Genomic DNA, 17177 nt, shown 5'->3' on the forward strand with positions numbered 1-17177 from the left:
ATCAGAAATATAACAAGACTTTTCTGGCATCCTCGTTATATTCTCACTGCCTCTCCGGTGCAGCCTCAGACGGTTTACTCACATGGCAATATCAGGAACATTGACACCATGCCACTGTCGCGGACGCTGAAACCGCACGCTACGCACATGCGCCGTCTGTTCCGGAAGAGTGCGCTGGCAGGCATGGTTTCGTTTACTCTTTTTATCACCATACTGCTTACGCTGACCTGGCATAAACGCCAGCAGCAGCATGAACTGCTGCTGCAGCACAGCGCGGACGACCTGCAGCAGATGCTCGCGACGCTGACCGACACGCTGCGTCCGCTGCAGCAGTATACGCTGCTGGATTGCAACAGCGTCAGCCGTGAGCTCACCTCACGTGCCGCCTTTGCAGATAATATCCGCGCGATTCTGCTGGTGCGGGACGGCCTCGCCTGGTGCTCATCGGCCACCGGCGCCTTCAGGCTGCCTGTCAGTGAGATTTCACCCGCCACCGAACTGGAGAGCGATCGCGATATACGGCTGCTGCCGGGCACCCCGCTGCTGCCGTCGCGTCCGGCGCTGGCGCTGTGGCTCAAATATCCCGGCGGCGCAGAGAGCGGCATCCTGACAACGGTTAATCTCTCTCTTGCGCCCTATCAGCTGCTCGCCTCTTATCACCCTGAAATCACCGGCATGGCGCTGGTTATTGGCAACAATGCGCTGAAGAGTGACGTCAGCCACGCTATTCCGCGCCGCGACCTGCCAGCCGGACTGACCGCCCTTACGCTGCCGCAAAGTGATATCCGCTTTGTTCTCTATGGCAGCACGCTGGCAACGCGCGACTATCAAATGACGCTGCTGACCGGCGTCCTGTTTGCGCTGATGATCGGCTGTCTGACCGGCGTGCTGCTTAACCGCCACCAGCGCCCGGCGCGCGAGATCATGCTGGCAATCCGGCGCGGGCAGTTCTATGTTGAATATCAGCCGTTAATCATGGCACATAACGGTCAACCCTACGGCGTGGAAGCGCTGCTGCGCTGGGCGCATCCCATAGAGGGTACGATCCCGCCCGATGTGTTCATCAGCTATGCCGAAGCGCAGAATCTGATTATTCCGCTTACCCGGCATCTGTTTTGCCTGGTCGCGCGCGATGCGCCTAGCCTGAGCCAGCAGCTGCCGCGCGGTACGCGTCTGAGCCTGAACCTCTCCCCGCTGCATCTTGCCGCCGACAGCTTTCGTCACGACGTCCAGACGTGGATTGCCGCAATGCCTGCTGACCACTTCAGCTATGTGTTTGAGATCACCGAGCGTACCATGGTGAAAGAAGCCAACGCCGGAGAGGTGTTTGCCTGGCTGCGCGCTAACCAGTTCAGCATTGCCATTGATGATTTCGGCACCGGACACAGCGCGCTGATCTATCTGGAAAAGTATCCGTTTGATTATCTGAAGATAGATCGGGGATTTGTTCAGAGCATCGGCACCGAGACGCTGACCTCGCCGGTTCTGGACGCCGTGCTGCTGCTGGCCAGAAAGCTCAATCTCAAAACGGTGGCTGAGGGCGTAGAGACGCGCGAACAGGCCAGCTGGCTGATCAGCCGCGGCGTGACGCATTTGCAGGGCTACCTGTTCAGCCGGCCGCTGGGACCGGAAAAGTTGATCAGCTACTATCAAAACTTTCCGCGTTTCGGGTAAGGTGGCTTAACACGCTTATCGGCCGATCTCAAGCACAGACTATTCGGGAGAGTATTTCACTTATGCTGCGTCTGATAATTCTGCTGCTCTGCTGCTCTGCTGCGTGCTGATGCCGCAGCCCCGAAAGGCAGCAGCATGGCGCTGGCGCCGCCGTGGAAAGCGCAGCTACCGCCTGCTCTCTTCAGTGAAATCTATACGCCGTAGCACTCGAGGGGCAGCGGCTATAACTGTGCTAATTTGCTCCGGGCTATGCAACTGCTGTTGGTACTGCAGCAGGGAGAGGTCGTTGAACAGGGAGAAAGTGCGGTGCTGTTCACTGCGCCAGCGACAGCTTATACACGCCAGCTGCTCGCCTCGGCGCAAATGAGCAAATAAGGGGCGGGGATCAGCGTCCGTTAAAATCTTCTGCAATGGCCACGCCCTGATTTTTCAGGCAGCAGCTTGCAGCACTTTCGTTAATTCGCTGGATCAGCAGGCAGGGATGCCCTTCACAACGGGCGATTTTGCACTCCACCTGAATCTGCGCCAGCGTTTCACGCAGCTGCTGCAGAATATCCAGCGCCAGCGCGCCTTCATGGCTCAGTAATCTCAACGCCACCAAATCTTCATCGTTAATGCCGCTGGTGGTTTCCAGCAGTTCAATCTCGCCTAACTGATCTGCAGACCAGCGATAGAGCTGTGGCAGACGATGCACAACAGAGAGCTGCAGCATGGTGTTCCCCAAAGATATTGATCCTGTTTCCGGCCTGAACCCTGTGCCCGCAGCCGAAAATCCCACCTCAAATCAAAAAACGGATGTCAGTGATGACCTTCGCGTTTTAAATACAAAATCATAGAAAAAATACGTTATTTGCGATCATTCTCGCAGTTAAGCCTATGTGTACCGCGATCGCCAGATGCAGACAACCAGTTTATACGCATTAGCGTTACTTTTTTGTCTAAAAATTTTCACATCACGGAAACATTAAGCATAACGAATAGCTGGCGTTTAGCGAGCATGGTTCTCTTTTTTTGCCTGAGGGGGGAAATATGCCAGGGCCGCATAAATGCGGCCCCTACGGGGGATAGGGCACCACATATATCCAGGGACCGCATGAATGCGGCCCCTACGGAGAATGAAGCACCGCATGTTCGTAGGGGCCGCATTTATGCGGCCCTGGGGAAATTGAGCACCGCATATACGCAGAGGGCCGCATTTTTGCGGCCCCTGGGGGAATCAGGTGGTTTTACGCGGGCGGGCAGCGTAGCTGAACAGGATAATGGAAAGGGTGGCGCACAGCGCGATTGTTGCCACCATTGGCCATGCGCTGTTCATACTGACCAGCGACAGCAGCGCGCCCACCAGACCGCCGACGCCAAAGCGCAGCGTGCCTGCCAGCGACGAGGCGGTCCCCGCCATGTGCGGAAACTCATCGAGTACAATTGCCATGGCGTTAGAGGAGACAATAGAAACGCAGCCGATAAACATCGCCACGCCCAGCACCAGCGGCAGAAAGCCGAGCTGCAGCGCGCTGACAATCAGCAGCCAGATGCCCATAGCAAACTGAATGGTCAGCCCCAGGCGAAACATCTTCAGCGGACCAAAACGGCGCACCGCGCGGCTGTTAATCAGCGTCATCACAAAAAGAAAGATGATATTCAGGCCGAAGTAGTAGCCAAAATCCTGCGGCGATACGTGGTTGACCTCGATATAAACAAAGGGACCAGCGTTGAGAAACGCAAATAAGCCGGCAAACGAGAAGCCGCTGGCCAGCATATAGCCGAACACCCGCTTATGCCGTACCAGCGCCACAAAATTGCCCAGCATCGTACGCAGATGAAAGCGCTGACGCTGCTCCGGCTTCAGGGTCTCACGCACCTGTGTCACCACCAGCACGGTCGTGATCAGTGCCGCAATCGCCAGCGCCCAGAAAATAGCGTGCCAGCTCCAGATAAGCAGCAGCCAGCCGCCCAGCACCGGGGCCACCAGCGGCGCGATTGTGGTGATCAGTAGCACAAAGGACATCATGCGCGAGAAGTCCTCTTTTGAATAACTGTCGCGCATCAGGGCGTTGATCACCACGCTGGCGGCAGCGGCAGAGAGACCGTGCAAAAAGCGCATCAGGATCAGCTGATCGATAGAGCCGGAGAGTGCGCAGGCGGCGGCGGCACAGGCGAAAATCAGCGTACCCAGCACGATGACCGGCTTGCGGCCATAGCTGTCCGCCAGCGGACCATACACCAGCTGCCCGATAGCGAAGCCCAGGATGTAGAGGTTCAGCGTCATCTGCACGCTGCCTGCGGAGACGGCAAATTCGCGGGCAATCTGCGGCATGGCGGGCAGATACATATCAATGGAGAGCGGCATCAGCATCGCCAGCAATCCCAGAATCACCACTAATCCTGCCGGGGAGTTTTTCTCCTTGCGCACCTTGTACTCCGTTATTTGTGCTGTTTCAGTTCGTCTGGCAGACCGATGCTGTCAACCTCTTCGGGGGTCAGTTCGCGATATTCCCCCTCTTCCAGCGCCTCATCCAGCACAATCGAGCCAATACTTTCACGATGGAGCGCAACCACATGGTTCCCCATCGCGGCAAACATGCGCTTAACCTGATGATAGCGCCCTTCGCCGATTGTCAGTCGCGCCGCTTTTTCATCGAGGATCTCCAGTCGGGCTGGCCTGGTCAGCGTCTTCTCATTGTGCAGCTGGATACCGGCAGCAAACGTCTCCACCAGTGCCGGATCGAGCGGCGCTTCCACCTCAACCAGATAGGTTTTTTCTAAATGGTGACGTGGTGAAGTGATGCGATGCGACCACTGGCCATCATCCGTCAGCAGCACCAGACCGGTAGTATCGATATCGAGTCGGCCGGCGGCGTGCAGCTTATAGGCTGACGGCTCCTCAATAAAATAGAGGATAGTGGGATGATCGGGATCGTCTGTGGAGCAGACATAGCCCTGCGGCTTGTTCAGCATAAAGTAGCGTGGCCCCTGCTGTACCACCAGCGGGTTGCCATCGTAGGCAATATCATCTTCCGGCATCACTTTGTACGCGGTATCGCGCACAATTTCGCCATTGATGGTGATCTTTCTGGCGCGAATTTCGCGGCCAGCGATAGCACGGCTAACTTCCAGTTGCTGAGATATGAATTTGTCGAGTCGCATGAATTCGCTTTTGCCTGTTACTGCGGGGGAAAAACTGAAACGGTGCCAGTGCGCAGAATACGTCCGCCAGGATAACCGTTAAAAAAGTGCGGGCAGTATAGCCTGAAGCTTTGCCTGCTAATAGTGCCGATCCTGCGTTTCATCCGCTTACATGGCATAATACGCCTCTGATCCAGAAAAAAGTTTATGCTGATGGCCTTTACACTTCGTCCCTATCAACAGGAAGCGGTTGATGCAACCGTTGCCCACTTCCGGCGCCATACCACGCCGGCGATGATTGTGCTGCCCACCGGTGCCGGTAAGAGCCTGGTCATTGCTGAACTGGCGCGGCTGGCGCGTGGCCGGGTGCTGGTGCTGGCGCACGTCAAAGAGCTGGTCGAGCAGAACCACAGCAAGTATCAGGCTTACGGGCTGGAAGCGGATATTTTTGCGGCCGGGCTGCAGCGCAGGCAGAGCGAAGGCAAAGTGGTATTTGGCAGCGTACAGTCCGTGGCGCGCAACCTTGACCGCTTCGACAGCGCCTTTTCACTGGTAATTGTCGATGAGTGTCATCGCATCAGCGACAATGAGGAGAGCCAGTATCAGCAGCTCTTCAGCCACCTGCGCCAGCATAATCCACAGCTGCGCCTGCTGGGACTGACCGCCACGCCGTTCCGGCTGGGCAAAGGCTGGATCTATCAATTCCACTATCACGGCATGGTACGCGGCGATGAAAAAGCGCTGTTTCGCGACTGCATCTACGAGCTGCCGCTACGCTACATGATCAAACACGGTTTTCTGGTGCCGCCGGAACGTCTTGATATGCCGGTGGTGCAGTATGACTTCAGCCGGCTGGTGCCGCAGAACAGCGGCCTCTTCAGGGAAGCGGATCTTAACCGTGAGCTGAAACAGCAGCAGCGCGTCACGCCACAGATTATCCGCCAGATCGTTGAGTTTGCCGACGATCGGCGCGGCGTAATGATCTTCGCCGCCACGGTTGAACATGCGCGCGAAATTCTGTCGCTGCTGCCGGAGAACAGCGCGCTGGTATCGGCAGAAACCGCGGTGAAAGAGCGTGACCGGCTAATTCAGCAGTTCAAAGCGCAGCAGCTGAAGTTTCTGGTTAACGTGGCGGTACTGACCACCGGCTTCGACGCACCGCACGTGGATTTAATCGCGATTCTGCGCCCGACTGAATCCGTCAGCCTCTATCAGCAGATAGTCGGACGCGGACTGCGCCTGGCTCCGGATAAACGCGACTGCCTGATCCTCGACTACGCCGGTAATCCGCACGATCTCTTTACGCCGGAAGTGGGTACGCCAAAAGGCGCCAGTGACAACCAGCCGGTACAGGTGTTCTGCCCTGCCTGCGGCTTTGCGAATACCTTCTGGGGAAAAGCCACCGAAGACGGGCATGTGATTGAGCACTTTGGTCGCCGCTGTCAGGGTATTCTGGAGGATGATGAGGGCGGTCGTGAGCAGTGCGATTTCCGCTTTCGCTTCAAAAGCTGCCCTGACTGCGGCGCTGAAAATGATATCGCCGCACGACGCTGCCAGCAGTGCGACAAAATTTTGGTCGACCCCGATGATATGCTGAAAGCGGCGCTGAAGCTAAAAGATGCGCGGGTGCTGCGCTGCAGCGGCATGACGCTGGCGCATGGCCGTGATGACAAGGGCGAATGGCTGAAAGCGACCTATTACGACGAGGATGGCAGCGACGTCAGCGAACGCTTCCGGCTGCAGACGCCCGCGCAGCGAAAAGCATTTGAGCAGCTGTTTATGCGCCCGCACCAGCGCGCGCCTGGCGTAGAGCTGGGCTGGCAGCAGGCGGCCGACGTGGTCGCGCTGCAGCCGCTGCTGCGGCATCCTGACTTTGTGGTGGCGCGTGCCCGGGGACAGTTCTGGCAGGTGCGGGAGAAAGTGTTTGATTACCAGGGGCGCTTCCGCCGCGCCAATGAGCTGCGCTAGATGGCAGAATCATTTGCCCCCCTGCCCCGATCCGGCTATAATCCCGCCCGCTTTTGCATCCGCACAAGCGTTTGAATAACCGTCCTGTTGCTGGGTCGCCTGTAGCAGGAATTATTGAAGAGAAATAATGATGTTCACTATCAACGCAGAAGTACGTAAAGAGCAGGGTAAGGGTGCGAGCCGCCGCCTGCGCACAGCTAACAAGTTCCCGGCTATCATCTATGGCGGAAATGAAGCTGCAGTTTCTATCGAACTGGATCACGACGCCGTGATGAACATGCAGGTTAAGCCTGAGTTCTACACCGATGTGCTGACGCTGGTTGTTGACGGTAAAGAAACGAAAGTTAAAGTTCAGGCTGTTCAGCGTCACCCGTTCAAGCCAAAACTGCACCACATCGACTTCGTTCGCGCGTAATCGCAGACGAAATCGGAAAAAACGCCGCCTCTGCGGCGTTTTTTTATGCCTGCAATTTACTTCCCGCCGGTGCGGCGCTGTAGCTGATCGCGCAGGTTAGGCGGCGTGCCTTTGATGGTCAGGGTATCGGTTGCCGGATCCCAGAAGATACGCTCGCCAAGCAGCAGTGCGTCAAAATTAAGCGTTAATCCGCCACCGCTGCCGGAGAATTTTGTCAGCTGGCGCAGCGTGCTGCGGTCGGCCGGAAAGTGCTCCTCCAGCTCATAGCCCTGCTCCTGCGTAAACGCCTGAAAGCTTTTCTCACCCAGCGGTGGCAGCTCCTGCGAAAGATCGTCCAGCGCAATCTCCTCTCCCGCCTGCAGCTGTTCGTTACAGTAGCTGTAGACCTGCTGACGGTAGTTCTGCCGCTCGTTCTTATCCAGATTTGACTCAGCACAGTAATCATCGACCGCCTGCAGCAGGCCGCGGTTCTGCGCTTTGGTGTCGAGACCGACGCTGGCCCCGAGGAAATCCATGAAAAAGTCAGCTACTTTACGTCCGACGCGACCCCGCAGAAAAGTCAGATAGCGCGTTGACTCCGGGCTGGTTTCCCACTCGGTTAGATCGATACGCGCGACGATATCAGCGTGATTGATATCGAGATAGTGCGTACTGCTGATATCCAGCTGTTCGTTAACGCGCATGCTCGACTGGCTGTTCAGCACCGCAACCAGCAGATACTCTACCGCCAGATAGCGGTAGTGCATAAACAGCACCACGCCACCGTCAGCAAACGGATATTTGCTCAGCTCATCGCGCAGGCGTCCGGTGGCAGCCCGGCTGAACGCCAGGAAGTCATCCTGCCCGCGACGACAGTTGCGCAGCGCGTCGGCCAGCTCGCTATCTTCATTGAACAGGCCATAGGCTTTGCTTTTGGCGCTGTACACGCGATGCAGCTCTTCGGCCATACTGCTTACCGCCTGCGTTACCGGCAGCAGCGTATCCCGCAGTACCAGCTCCAGCTGATTCTCGTCGCGTTTGATTAACTGATGCAGGGCAATCTGGTCAATATCCAGACTCATGATAGACTCTCCTTTAAACTCAGGCGCGTATTCAATCACTGCCCGCCGTCGCTTTCAACTGCGTACGCAAACCGATCGCTTTGCTTGCGATAAAAGTGCGGAAAAAATCGCATGGTTACGGTACTATACCGCCTTTTCACACTTGATTAGTCGACGATATGCCACAATCATCCCGTTATAGCGACGAGCGCGTTGAGCAGCTTCTCGCACAGCTGGCGCAGATTCTTGAAAAAGATAAAGCGCCTCTCGATCTTTCCCTGATGGTTCTGGGAAACATGGTCACCAATTTGATTAACACAGACATCGCACCAGCCCAGCGCCGTAGCCTGGCCCGGTCATTCGCGGAAGCGTTGCAGTCTTCCGTGCGCGATGATAACGCTCATTAATTTGCAGATCTGACTCCTATATATGGTAACCAACCGGCAGCGCTACCGTGAAAAAGTCTCCCAGATGATTAGCTGGGGGCACTGGTTCGCGCTGTTTAATATTCTGTTTGCGCTGGCTCTCGGCAGCCGCTACCTGTTGGTCGCTGACTGGCCCTCCTCACTGGCGGGCCGGATTTACGCCTTTACCAGCTGGATTGGCCATTTCAGCTTTATCGTTTTTGCCGCCTATCTGCTGATTATTTTCCCGCTTACCTTTGTGGTGATGTCGCAGCGTCTGCTGCGGGTACTCTCCGCGATTGTTGCCACCGCCGGGCTGACGCTCATTATGGTGGATGGCGCCGTGTTTAACCGCTTCCACCTGCACCTTAATCCGGTGGTCTGGGAGCTGGTGGTTAACCCCGATCAAAGCGAGATGGCGCGTGACTGGCAGCTGATGTTTATCAGCGTGCCGGGCATTTTTCTGGTGGAGATGCTGTTTGCCACCTGGAGCTGGCAGAAGCTGCGCAGTCTTAACCGACGCTCATTTGGCAAGCCGCTCGCCGCGCTGTTTATCAGCGCCTTTTTTGCCAGTCATCTGCTCTATATCTGGGCCGATGCCAATTTCTATCGTCCTGTCACCATGCAGCGCGCCAATCTGCCGCTCTCCTATCCGATGACCGCGCGCCGCTTCCTGGAGCGTCACGGGCTGCTGGATGCGCAGGAGTATCAGCGCCGTCTGGTACAGCAGGGTAATCCTGAGGCGCTATCGGTTCAGTATCCGTTAAGCGATATCACCTTCCGTGACGGCGGAGCAGGTCATAACCTGCTGGTGCTGACGGTCGATGGCGTAAATAACGCAACGCTGGACAGCGCACTGCCGTCGCTGAAGCAGTTTGCCGCTGAGAACGTGCGCTTTACCCGGCACTACAGCGCCGGGGTGCAGCCTGAAAAAGGGGTGTTTGGCCTGTTTTACGGCATCTCTTCCAGCTATATGGATGGCGTGCTGGCATCGCGTACGCCGTCGGCGCTGCTGAACGCGCTGAACGCGCAGGGCTACCAGTTTGGCCTGTTCTCCTCTGATGGGTTTAATCAGCCGCTCTACCGGCAGGCGCTGCTGGCGGACTATACGCTGCCGGAAGCGACCTCGCAGCCTAACAGCCAGACCGTCACGCAGTGGCAGAACTGGCTCAATGGTCAGAAAAGCAGCCGCTCTCCATGGTTCTCCTGGGTCGCGCTAAACGGAATAAGCGCCAGCGGCGACAGCACGAAGGCGCGTCAGCGCAGCTATCTGCGCCAGGCGGGCAGCGTGGATGAGCAGATTGCTGCGGTACTGACTACGCTGCAGCAGCGCGACCTGCTGAAAAATACGGTGGTGGTGATCACTGCCCAGCGTGCGGTGACCTTTAATAACAGCGATAATCCGGGCAACCGTGCGATGCTGCAGATCCCGCTGGTGGTGCACTGGCCCAATACGCCAGCACAGACTATCGATCGCCTGACCGATCAACAGGATGTGATGACAACGCTCATGCAGCGTCTGCTGCACGTGCGCACCAGCCCGGTAAGCTATTCGCAGGGTGAAGATCTGTTCGCCGCCCAGCGCAGCCATAACTGGGTAGCCAGCAGTGAAGATGGCAAACTGGTGATCACCACGCCATCGGTGACGCTGATGCTGAATAACAGCGGCAGTTATACCGCGTGGGACGCCAGCGGTCGCGAGCTGAAGGATCATAAGCCGCAGCTGGCGCTGCTGCTGCAGGTGCTGACGGAAGAGAAGCGCTTCACGGCAAACTGATTAAATATGAGGCAGTTAACGCTGACGCATCTTGCAATCGGCTGGGGAATCAGTAGTATGGTTTTCCACGTTCGGCACGTAGCGCAGCCTGGTAGCGCACTGTCATGGGGTGTCAGGGGTCGGAGGTTCAAATCCTCTCGTGCCGACCAAATAATCCCGAAAAAAGCAGCCTTTATGGCTGCTTTTTTTATGCCTGTCAGAGCTGGCATGCCTGTTTATCTCGCAGTACCGGCCGATACCGTTATTCCGGAAATTCTCAGGCTTTCAGCGCGTTGCTGCTGCACCCGATCGAGATCACACTTTGCCTCTTCAGGAACAGGCTTTCATCAAAGCGCAACAAAAGTGTCATGAAGATCCTCTACTCTGATGCTCTCATTTATTTGATGGGAAATCGGGTGATGCTGCCAACTTACTGATTTAGTGTATGATGGTGTTTTTGAGGTGCTCCCGTGGCTTCTGTTTCTATCAGCTGTCCCTCCTGTTCAGCTACTGACGGGGTGGTGCGTAACGGCAAAAGCACTGCCGGACATCAGCGCTATCTCTGCTCTCACTGCCGTAAAACATGGCAACTGCAGTTCACTTACACCGCTTCTCAACCCGGTACGCACCAGAAAATCATTGATATGGCCATGAATGGTGTTGGATGCCGGGCAACCGCCCGCATTATGGGCGTTGGCCTCAACACGATTTTACGTCACTTAAAAAACTCAGGCCGCAGTCGGTAACCTCGCGCATACAGCCGGGCAGTGATGTGATTGTCTGCGCTGAAATGGACGAACAGTGGGGCTACGTCGGTGCTAAATCACGTCAGCGCTGGCTGTTTTACGCGTATGACAGGATACGGAGGACGGTTGTGGCGCACGTCTTCGGTGAACGCACTCTGGCCACACTGGAGCGTCTTCTGAGCCTGCTGTCGGCCTTTGAGGTCGTGGTATGGATGACGGATGGCTGGCCGCTGTATGAATCCCGCCTGAAGGGAAAGCTGCACGTAATCAGCAAGCGTTACACTCAGCGAATTGAGCGGCATAACCTGAATCTGAGACAACATCTGGCAAGGCTGGGACGGAAGTCACTGTCGTTCTCAAAATCGGTGGAGCTGCATGACAAGGTCATCGGGCATTATCTGAACATAAAACACTATCAGTAAGTTGGAGTCATTACCGGAAATCGATTATGGTCATCAAAGCAAAAAGCCTGCAGGATGCAGAGGAGCTTCTGCATTCAGGCATCAGCAAAGTAGAGCTGGCCTATGATATCGGCAGCGACGACTTCTTTCGTCTGGCGACTCACTGGTGCGATCGTGGCGCCCGCATCACCCGCGGCCATCAGCACTTTGTTGTTCAGCTGAAAAGCTTTGCCATCCCGCCCAATCACTGACGCTGCCGCATGCCGCCTGTGTGCCATGACCGGCCTGATGGCCGGTTATGATGAGTGTTACCCGCTGACGTTAACGACCGGTATCCGTTCGCTCCACCGCATTGAGCGTGGCCAGATCGCGCTCGCGGCCGCTGAGTTCCACCAGCTGTCCGTTGCGCATCTCCAGCAGCCTGTCGGCATGGGTAAAGTAGTGATCGTCATGGCTGATAGCAAACACCGTTTTGCCTGACGCCTGCAGCCAGGGCAGCAGCTCGCGGTAGAAAATCCGGCGGAAATGAGGGTCCTGGTCGGCGGCCCATTCATCCAGCAGCAAAATATCCCGCTCTTCCGCGGCCGCCAGCAGCAGCGCCAGGCGCTTGCTCTGCCCTTTCGACAGCTGCAGATTCAGCACCCGGTTGCCATCCAGCTGCAGTTTCTCGCTCATTTTCAGCCGCTCCAGCCAGCGCTGAACCAGTGCCGGATCGGCCGGTTCGCCGCCGCGGCCAATCAGGCGGTCAAACAGGTGCACGTCGGTAAATACCGCTGAAAAGTGCTGCCGCCACAGATCGGATTGCTGACTGCTTATCTCTTTACCATCCAGCAGCAGGCTGCCGGCGTGCGGCTGATAGAGGCCGGTCAGCAGCATCGCCAGCGTGGATTTCCCGCTGCCGTTGCCGCCAATAAGGAACAGCAGTTCGCCGCGTCGCAGCGTCAGATTGATCGGCCCCACCGCAAAGCCCTGTTCGCCATAGTGAAAGCAGACGTCGCGCAGCTCCAGCGTCTGCCATGCGCTGGCCGGTGCCGGGGCGCTGAAGGCAGGCTCATAAGGCGCCAGATCGAAGCGGTTGAGTTTGCGAAACGCGACCTGCGCGCTGAGCAGCGTGGGCAGCGCGCCGACGGCTGAGATCAGCGGCGTGCGCAGGAACAGCAGCGTCAGCGAATAGGTGGCCGCTACGGCCGTGTTGGCCCAGCCGAGACCGTTTGCCATAAAGAACACGATACCGATGCCGCCCAGCATCATGATGTTAGACCAGTTAACGGCGCTGAGATGGAAGGTGTCGGCGCGCACAATATGATGGCGATAGCGACCCGCATTCGTCTGATAAACCGTATCGTAGATCAGACGCGCCCGATCGCGGTTAAGCTGCAGCTCTTTGCGCCCCTCAATAATGGTCTGGAAATCGCGATAGAGGTCATCTTCGATATCGCGCAGCTTTGCCAGATGCTGATAGACGCGCGAAACCAGCAGCCAGCCGCCCACCAGCGTGATCGCCAGCCACAGCATAGTGACCAGCAGCATTTCCGGCGAGAGCCAGGCAAGGTAAATCGCCGATCCCAGCGTGATAATAATGCCCTGGATCAGCTCCGGCAGCCGGACAAAAGCGATGGTAATGGCCCGCACATCGCTGGTCAGCCCGGCCAGCAGCTGAGCGCTGCCCAGCTGTTCGATACGCTCAACGTTAGTATCGAGGATACGCTTAATGAATTCGCCCCGCAGCCGCCAGACAAAATGGTGCCCCAGCTGCGTCAGCGCCAGCTGCGAAGCGAGCGTGACCGCCATCAGCAGAAACAGCTGACCGAGAAACATCGGCAGCACCGTTACATCGCTATTGATCGCCACAATCAGCTCATTATTGATATAAGCGATCAGGCCGATACCGAGTGCGGCACTCAGCAGGGTAAGAAAAAGAACGCCGGTAAACGGCCAGCAATACTGACGAAAAACCACCTGAAGCAATGCCATCAATCTGTTCCAAAGGTCAAAAAATGCTGCCTGCAGTTTAATGGCCCGTCAGATGATAGCAAGAATAATTCTCATTCCCTGTTACGTTAGTTTGCCCGGCGGAAGGTGAGATTATAGCGGACGGCCCCCGCCGCGGGATGCACGCCTGGTTTAAGCGGCAGAATACCGTGATAGCGCAGCCGCGACGGCCCGCCCCACACCACGATATCACCATGCTCCAGCAGCACGCGCCGGGTGGCGTCGCCGCGCGCAAAACCGCCAAACTGAAATATCGCCGGCAGCCCCAGCGAGACGGAGACGATCGGCTGACGCAGATCGCGCTCATCTTTGTCCTGATGCAGCGACATTTTTGCCCCGGGCGTATAGCGGTTGATCAGGCAGGCGTCTGGCGTAAAGTGACTAAACCCCGCTTCCTGCGCGCACTGCTGCGCCAGCTGACGAAACAGCGGCGGCATTGCGGGCCAGCGCTGGCCATTGCTGACATCCTGTTCGCTGTAGCGATAGCCGCGCGCGTCGCTGAACCAGCCAACATCGCCGCAGTTGGTCATCGCCACGGACATACGATAGCCTCCCGGCGTGATGCGGTGCGTAAAAGGATGCTGCGCCGCAACGGTTTCAATCGCTGCCAGCAGCGCAGGTGCATCATCGCGGGCGCGGCGGCGCAGAATGACCGCGCCTTCTGCCAGTGGCTCCTGCCACGGCGCTTCATCGCTAAACAGATCCAGCATCACGGCCTCCGGTTACGATTTATCGATAAGAAATGTTTTAAAGCCGGGCGACATCCAGTGGCTGAAGCCGTCGCCCTCTTTGGTGATCAGATAAACGGCCAGATGCTCTTTCAGCGCCAGCGCTTTTGCGCGCGCGGTGCCCAGCACCATCAGGCCGGTATCCCAGCCATCCGCTTCCAGCGCCGTAGTGGCGATCACCGTGGCAGAAACCAGTTTATGCTGAACGGGCCGTCCGGTTGCGGGATCGATGACGTGTGAAATGCGTTTCCCGTCCAGTTCATAATAGTTGCGATAGCTGCCGGAGGTGCTGATGCCGTGCCCCTGCAGGTCAACGCGCGCCTCGACCGCGTTTTCTCGATCGGTGGGTTTCTGAACCGCCACCCGCCACGGCTGCTGGCTGGCATTACGACCGCGGCTGAGCACGGCTCCGCCGACCGACACCAGATAGTTGGTTATTCCCTGCTGCTCCATCAGCCGCGCCAGATGATCGGTGGCGTAGCCCTCGCCCACGGTTGAGAGATCCACATACAGCCCCGGCAGATCTTTCTGCAGCCACTGCCCGCTTACGTTCTGGATCACCCGCAGATGCGAGAGGCCGGTTTCAGCTCTGGCCGCCGCGATCGCTGCCACATCAGGCTGATGCGCCGGCTGCCCGACGGGTCCGAACCCCCATAAGTTCACCAGTCTGCCTGCCGTGATATCCATGGCACCTGCGGTTTTGGCACCAATGCGCAGTGAGAGAGTCACAATATCCGCCATATCCGCGCTAACGGGCTGCGGCTCTGTCCCCTGATACTGGTTGAAGCGCGACAGCACTGAGGTGGTTTTCCAGGTAGAGATTTCACCGTCGTCGCGATCGAGCTGCTGCTGAATCGCCTGCTGCAGCGCCTCTTTACGCTGCGGATCAACGCCGGCGAGCGTAACCCGCCATACGGTGCCCATGGTTTTTCCCTGCAGGACCAGGGGTTCACGTTGCGGTGCGCGGTCGCAGGCCGTCAGCCCGGTCACGATCAGAGCAGTCAACAAAATATTCCGGAAATGCATCGGTTCCTCATCTGTTACACGGAAATACAGCGTATTACAAAGCATAAACTGCGGGTAATTTACGCTAAATCTCATTGAATTAACGCCGGTCATGCTGCAGGCTTTACCCCCAGGCATACCACCTTTAAGGAGCACAGATGATGTATGTATTAATCGCCGCCCTCTCCGCCGCGCTGTTCCTGTACGGCAGTTATCGCAGCTGGCAGCACGCGCGTCAGCGTTCACTGGAGAGCTATAGCGCACGTCGACGTTAAGTACTGCACCATTATTACCCACTCTGCACTGCTTCAGGGCTGACGCAGTGTAACAAACCCCGCCTGAAGCATGTGACGCTGAGAGCGGCAGCATGGCATAAATGCTGCATTGTTGAGAGCAGGTTTATTCTCAGCGAGGTGCAGCATGGCGATGTCAAAAACGCAGAGTGAAAAGTGGCAGCGGTGGCTGAGCTTTTCTGCTTTCACCCTGGCAGGTATTGCGCTGGAGGGCAGCCAGCCGGCTGCGGCAGTGCAGGCTGAACCGCGTCCGGCGGCAAAAGCCCGGCGCTGGCGCAGTGTGCAGTAGTTCAGATGCTGTGCCTGCCTGAGGCGGGTGCTGCAGATAAGAAGCGGGCAGGAAAGGTGGCGCGCAGCCCGCCGGGCCGCGCGCCAGAGGCTCAGAACTGGTAAACCAGGCCCAGCGCCACAATGTCATCGGTGTTGATACCGGCATTGTTGGTAAAGTTGTTGTCATCCAGCAGATTGATCTGGTAATCCACATAGGTCGACATGTTTTTATTGAAGTAATAGGTCGCGCCCACGTCGATATATTTTTTCAGGTTCTGGCTGCCATAACCTTCAATATCTTTACCGCGTGAATTGACGTAAGCCAGCGACGGACGCAGACCGAAGTCAAACTGATACTGCGCAACCACTTCCCAGTTGTCCGCTTTGTTCGCATAACCGAAAGCGTCAGAATCAACTGAGCCAAAACGCGTCGCGTTGTAAGAGCGGGTATACATCGCAGCCAGATAGATATTGTTTGCGTCATATTTCAGGCCGCCGGTATAGGCTTCCGCTTTATCGCCCTGGCCCAGTACGCCTGCGGCATTCTGGTTATTGGTGCGATCGGACTGGAACATAGCACCGCCCAGTGCCAGACCATTACCCAGATCATAGGTGGTGCTCAGACCCCAGCCGTCGCCGTTTTCGCCCAGCACATCACGGCCAGAGGTGGATTCAGTCGGGTTATCATTTTTGCCCTGGTACTGAACGGCCACGTTCCAGCCATCCACCAGACCAAAGAAATTATTATTGCGGTAGGTTGCCATACCGTTACCGCGCTGGAACATAAAGTTGTCCGCGCCATAGGTATCGCCACCAAACTCCGGCAGAACGTCAGTCCATGCGCCAATATCATACGCAATGCCGTAGTTGCGACCGTAATCGAAAGAGCCAGCGTCACCAAAACGCAGACCGGCAAAGCCGACGCGGGTATAGCTGTCTTTAGTGCCTTCGCTTTCAGCCGTGTTCAGCGCGGCCTGGTATTCCCACTGACCGTAACCCGTCAGCTGATCGGTCACCTGAGTTTCACCTTTAAAACCAAAGCGCAGGTAAGACTGGTCACCGTCTGAGCCATCGTTGTCAGAGAAGTAGTGCAGACCATCTACTTTGCCGTAGAGGTCGAGTTTGTTGCCATCTTTATTATAGATTTCGGCTGCGCTTGCTGAACCCGCCACCAGCAGCGCCGGGATCATCAGGGAGAGAACGCGACGATTCATTTATTTACCCTCGGTTATGTGCCTTTATAGTTATGCCACTGCAAACTGAATGTTAAAAATTCAGCCGGCAATTCATTGTTGTTTTATAGCAGGCAATAATCTATCACGAAAATGATACTAAATTTCCGAAAGTGTTTCATTTGATTAC

General features: G+C 56.7%; 16 protein-coding genes and 1 tRNA gene. 9 read left to right on the plus strand and 8 right to left on the minus strand.

The window, feature by feature from the left end:
• The first annotated feature begins 108 nt into the window (after positions 1–108).
• Positions 109–1674 (plus strand): cyclic di-GMP phosphodiesterase, encoded by a 1566-nt coding sequence (locus tag LAC65_RS10310; RefSeq protein ID WP_203025559.1) that lies wholly within the window; start codon positions 109–111, stop codon positions 1672–1674.
• A gap of 385 nt (positions 1675–2059) precedes the next feature.
• Here LAC65_RS10310 and LAC65_RS10315 read toward each other — a convergent pair whose 3' ends face one another.
• From LAC65_RS10315 to rsuA, 3 genes are all read right to left on the minus strand, one after another.
• Positions 2060–2386: a YejG family protein gene (locus tag LAC65_RS10315; RefSeq protein ID WP_039385494.1), complete on the minus strand. Its 327-nt coding sequence runs from the start codon at positions 2384–2386 to the stop codon at positions 2060–2062.
• Between the two features lie 504 nt (positions 2387–2890).
• Positions 2891–4084, minus strand: a complete 1194-nt coding sequence (locus tag LAC65_RS10320) for a Bcr/CflA family multidrug efflux MFS transporter (RefSeq protein WP_039385496.1) — start codon at positions 4082–4084, stop codon at positions 2891–2893.
• An 11-nt stretch (positions 4085–4095) separates the two neighbouring features.
• Positions 4096–4818 carry a 16S rRNA pseudouridine(516) synthase RsuA gene (gene rsuA, locus LAC65_RS10325; RefSeq protein ID WP_039385498.1) on the minus strand — a complete coding sequence of 241 codons (723 nt, stop codon included), beginning with the start codon at positions 4816–4818 and terminating at the stop codon, positions 4096–4098.
• A gap of 192 nt (positions 4819–5010) precedes the next feature.
• Between rsuA and radD the strand changes: the two genes are divergently transcribed.
• Entirely contained in the window at positions 5011–6765 is a 1755-nt protein-coding gene (gene radD / locus LAC65_RS10330; protein WP_039386020.1) for a DNA repair helicase RadD, read from the plus strand.
• Positions 6766–6895: 130 nt separating this feature from the next.
• Entirely contained in the window at positions 6896–7180 is a 285-nt protein-coding gene (rplY, locus tag LAC65_RS10335; protein ID WP_039386023.1) for a 50S ribosomal protein L25, read from the plus strand.
• Positions 7181–7236: 56 nt separating this feature from the next.
• Here rplY and yejK read toward each other — a convergent pair whose 3' ends face one another.
• Entirely contained in the window at positions 7237–8241 is a 1005-nt protein-coding gene (gene yejK, locus LAC65_RS10340; protein ID WP_039385500.1) for a nucleoid-associated protein YejK, read from the minus strand.
• Positions 8242–8399: 158 nt separating this feature from the next.
• Between yejK and LAC65_RS10345 the strand changes: the two genes are divergently transcribed.
• The 5 genes from LAC65_RS10345 (at position 8400) to LAC65_RS10365 (ending at position 11778) form a co-directional block, all read left to right on the plus strand.
• Complete coding sequence (locus tag LAC65_RS10345) at positions 8400–8627, plus strand: YejL family protein (protein ID WP_039385503.1); 228 nt, start codon at positions 8400–8402, stop codon at positions 8625–8627.
• Positions 8628–8649: 22 nt separating this feature from the next.
• A complete protein-coding gene (yejM, locus tag LAC65_RS10350) occupies positions 8650–10401 on the plus strand; it encodes an LPS biosynthesis-modulating metalloenzyme YejM (protein WP_039385505.1) in 1752 nt (583 codons plus the stop codon).
• Positions 10402–10473: 72 nt separating this feature from the next.
• Positions 10474–10550 (plus strand) — tRNA-Pro (locus tag LAC65_RS10355).
• Positions 10551–10850: 300 nt separating this feature from the next.
• A protein-coding gene (locus tag LAC65_RS10360; protein WP_223429336.1) for an IS1 family transposase occupies positions 10851–11548 on the plus strand; the annotation gives its coding sequence in 2 pieces (ribosomal slippage) (positions 10851–11100 and positions 11100–11548; 699 coding nt in all).
• 26 nt (positions 11549–11574) lie between these two features.
• Complete coding sequence (locus LAC65_RS10365; RefSeq protein ID WP_039385513.1) at positions 11575–11778, plus strand: hypothetical protein; 204 nt, start codon at positions 11575–11577, stop codon at positions 11776–11778.
• A 70-nt stretch (positions 11779–11848) separates the two neighbouring features.
• Here LAC65_RS10365 and LAC65_RS10370 read toward each other — a convergent pair whose 3' ends face one another.
• From LAC65_RS10370 to apbE, 3 genes are all read right to left on the minus strand, one after another.
• The gene (locus LAC65_RS10370; RefSeq protein ID WP_039385511.1) at positions 11849–13501 is read right to left on the minus strand and encodes a multidrug ABC transporter permease/ATP-binding protein; all 1653 of its coding nucleotides are present in this window, start codon (positions 13499–13501) and stop codon (positions 11849–11851) included.
• A gap of 86 nt (positions 13502–13587) precedes the next feature.
• Positions 13588–14229 carry a DNA oxidative demethylase AlkB gene (gene alkB, locus LAC65_RS10375; protein WP_039385509.1) on the minus strand — a complete coding sequence of 214 codons (642 nt, stop codon included), beginning with the start codon at positions 14227–14229 and terminating at the stop codon, positions 13588–13590.
• 12 nt (positions 14230–14241) lie between these two features.
• On the minus strand, positions 14242–15273 hold the full coding sequence (gene apbE, locus LAC65_RS10380; RefSeq protein WP_039386026.1) for an FAD:protein FMN transferase ApbE: 1032 nt from the start codon (positions 15271–15273) through the stop codon (positions 14242–14244).
• A 399-nt stretch (positions 15274–15672) separates the two neighbouring features.
• Here apbE and LAC65_RS10390 point away from each other — a divergent pair, with 399 nt between their 5' ends.
• On the plus strand, positions 15673–15834 hold the full coding sequence (locus LAC65_RS10390; protein WP_166714014.1) for a hypothetical protein: 162 nt from the start codon (positions 15673–15675) through the stop codon (positions 15832–15834).
• A gap of 91 nt (positions 15835–15925) precedes the next feature.
• Here the strand turns inward: LAC65_RS10390 and ompC are convergent, their stop codons facing one another.
• A complete protein-coding gene (ompC, locus tag LAC65_RS10395; RefSeq protein WP_039385507.1) occupies positions 15926–17029 on the minus strand; it encodes a porin OmpC in 1104 nt (367 codons plus the stop codon).
• Positions 17030–17177: the final 148 nt, after the last annotated feature.

The organism is Pantoea eucrina, from assembly GCF_020079945.1.
Classification (GTDB): domain Bacteria; phylum Pseudomonadota; class Gammaproteobacteria; order Enterobacterales; family Enterobacteriaceae; genus Pantoea; species Pantoea eucrina.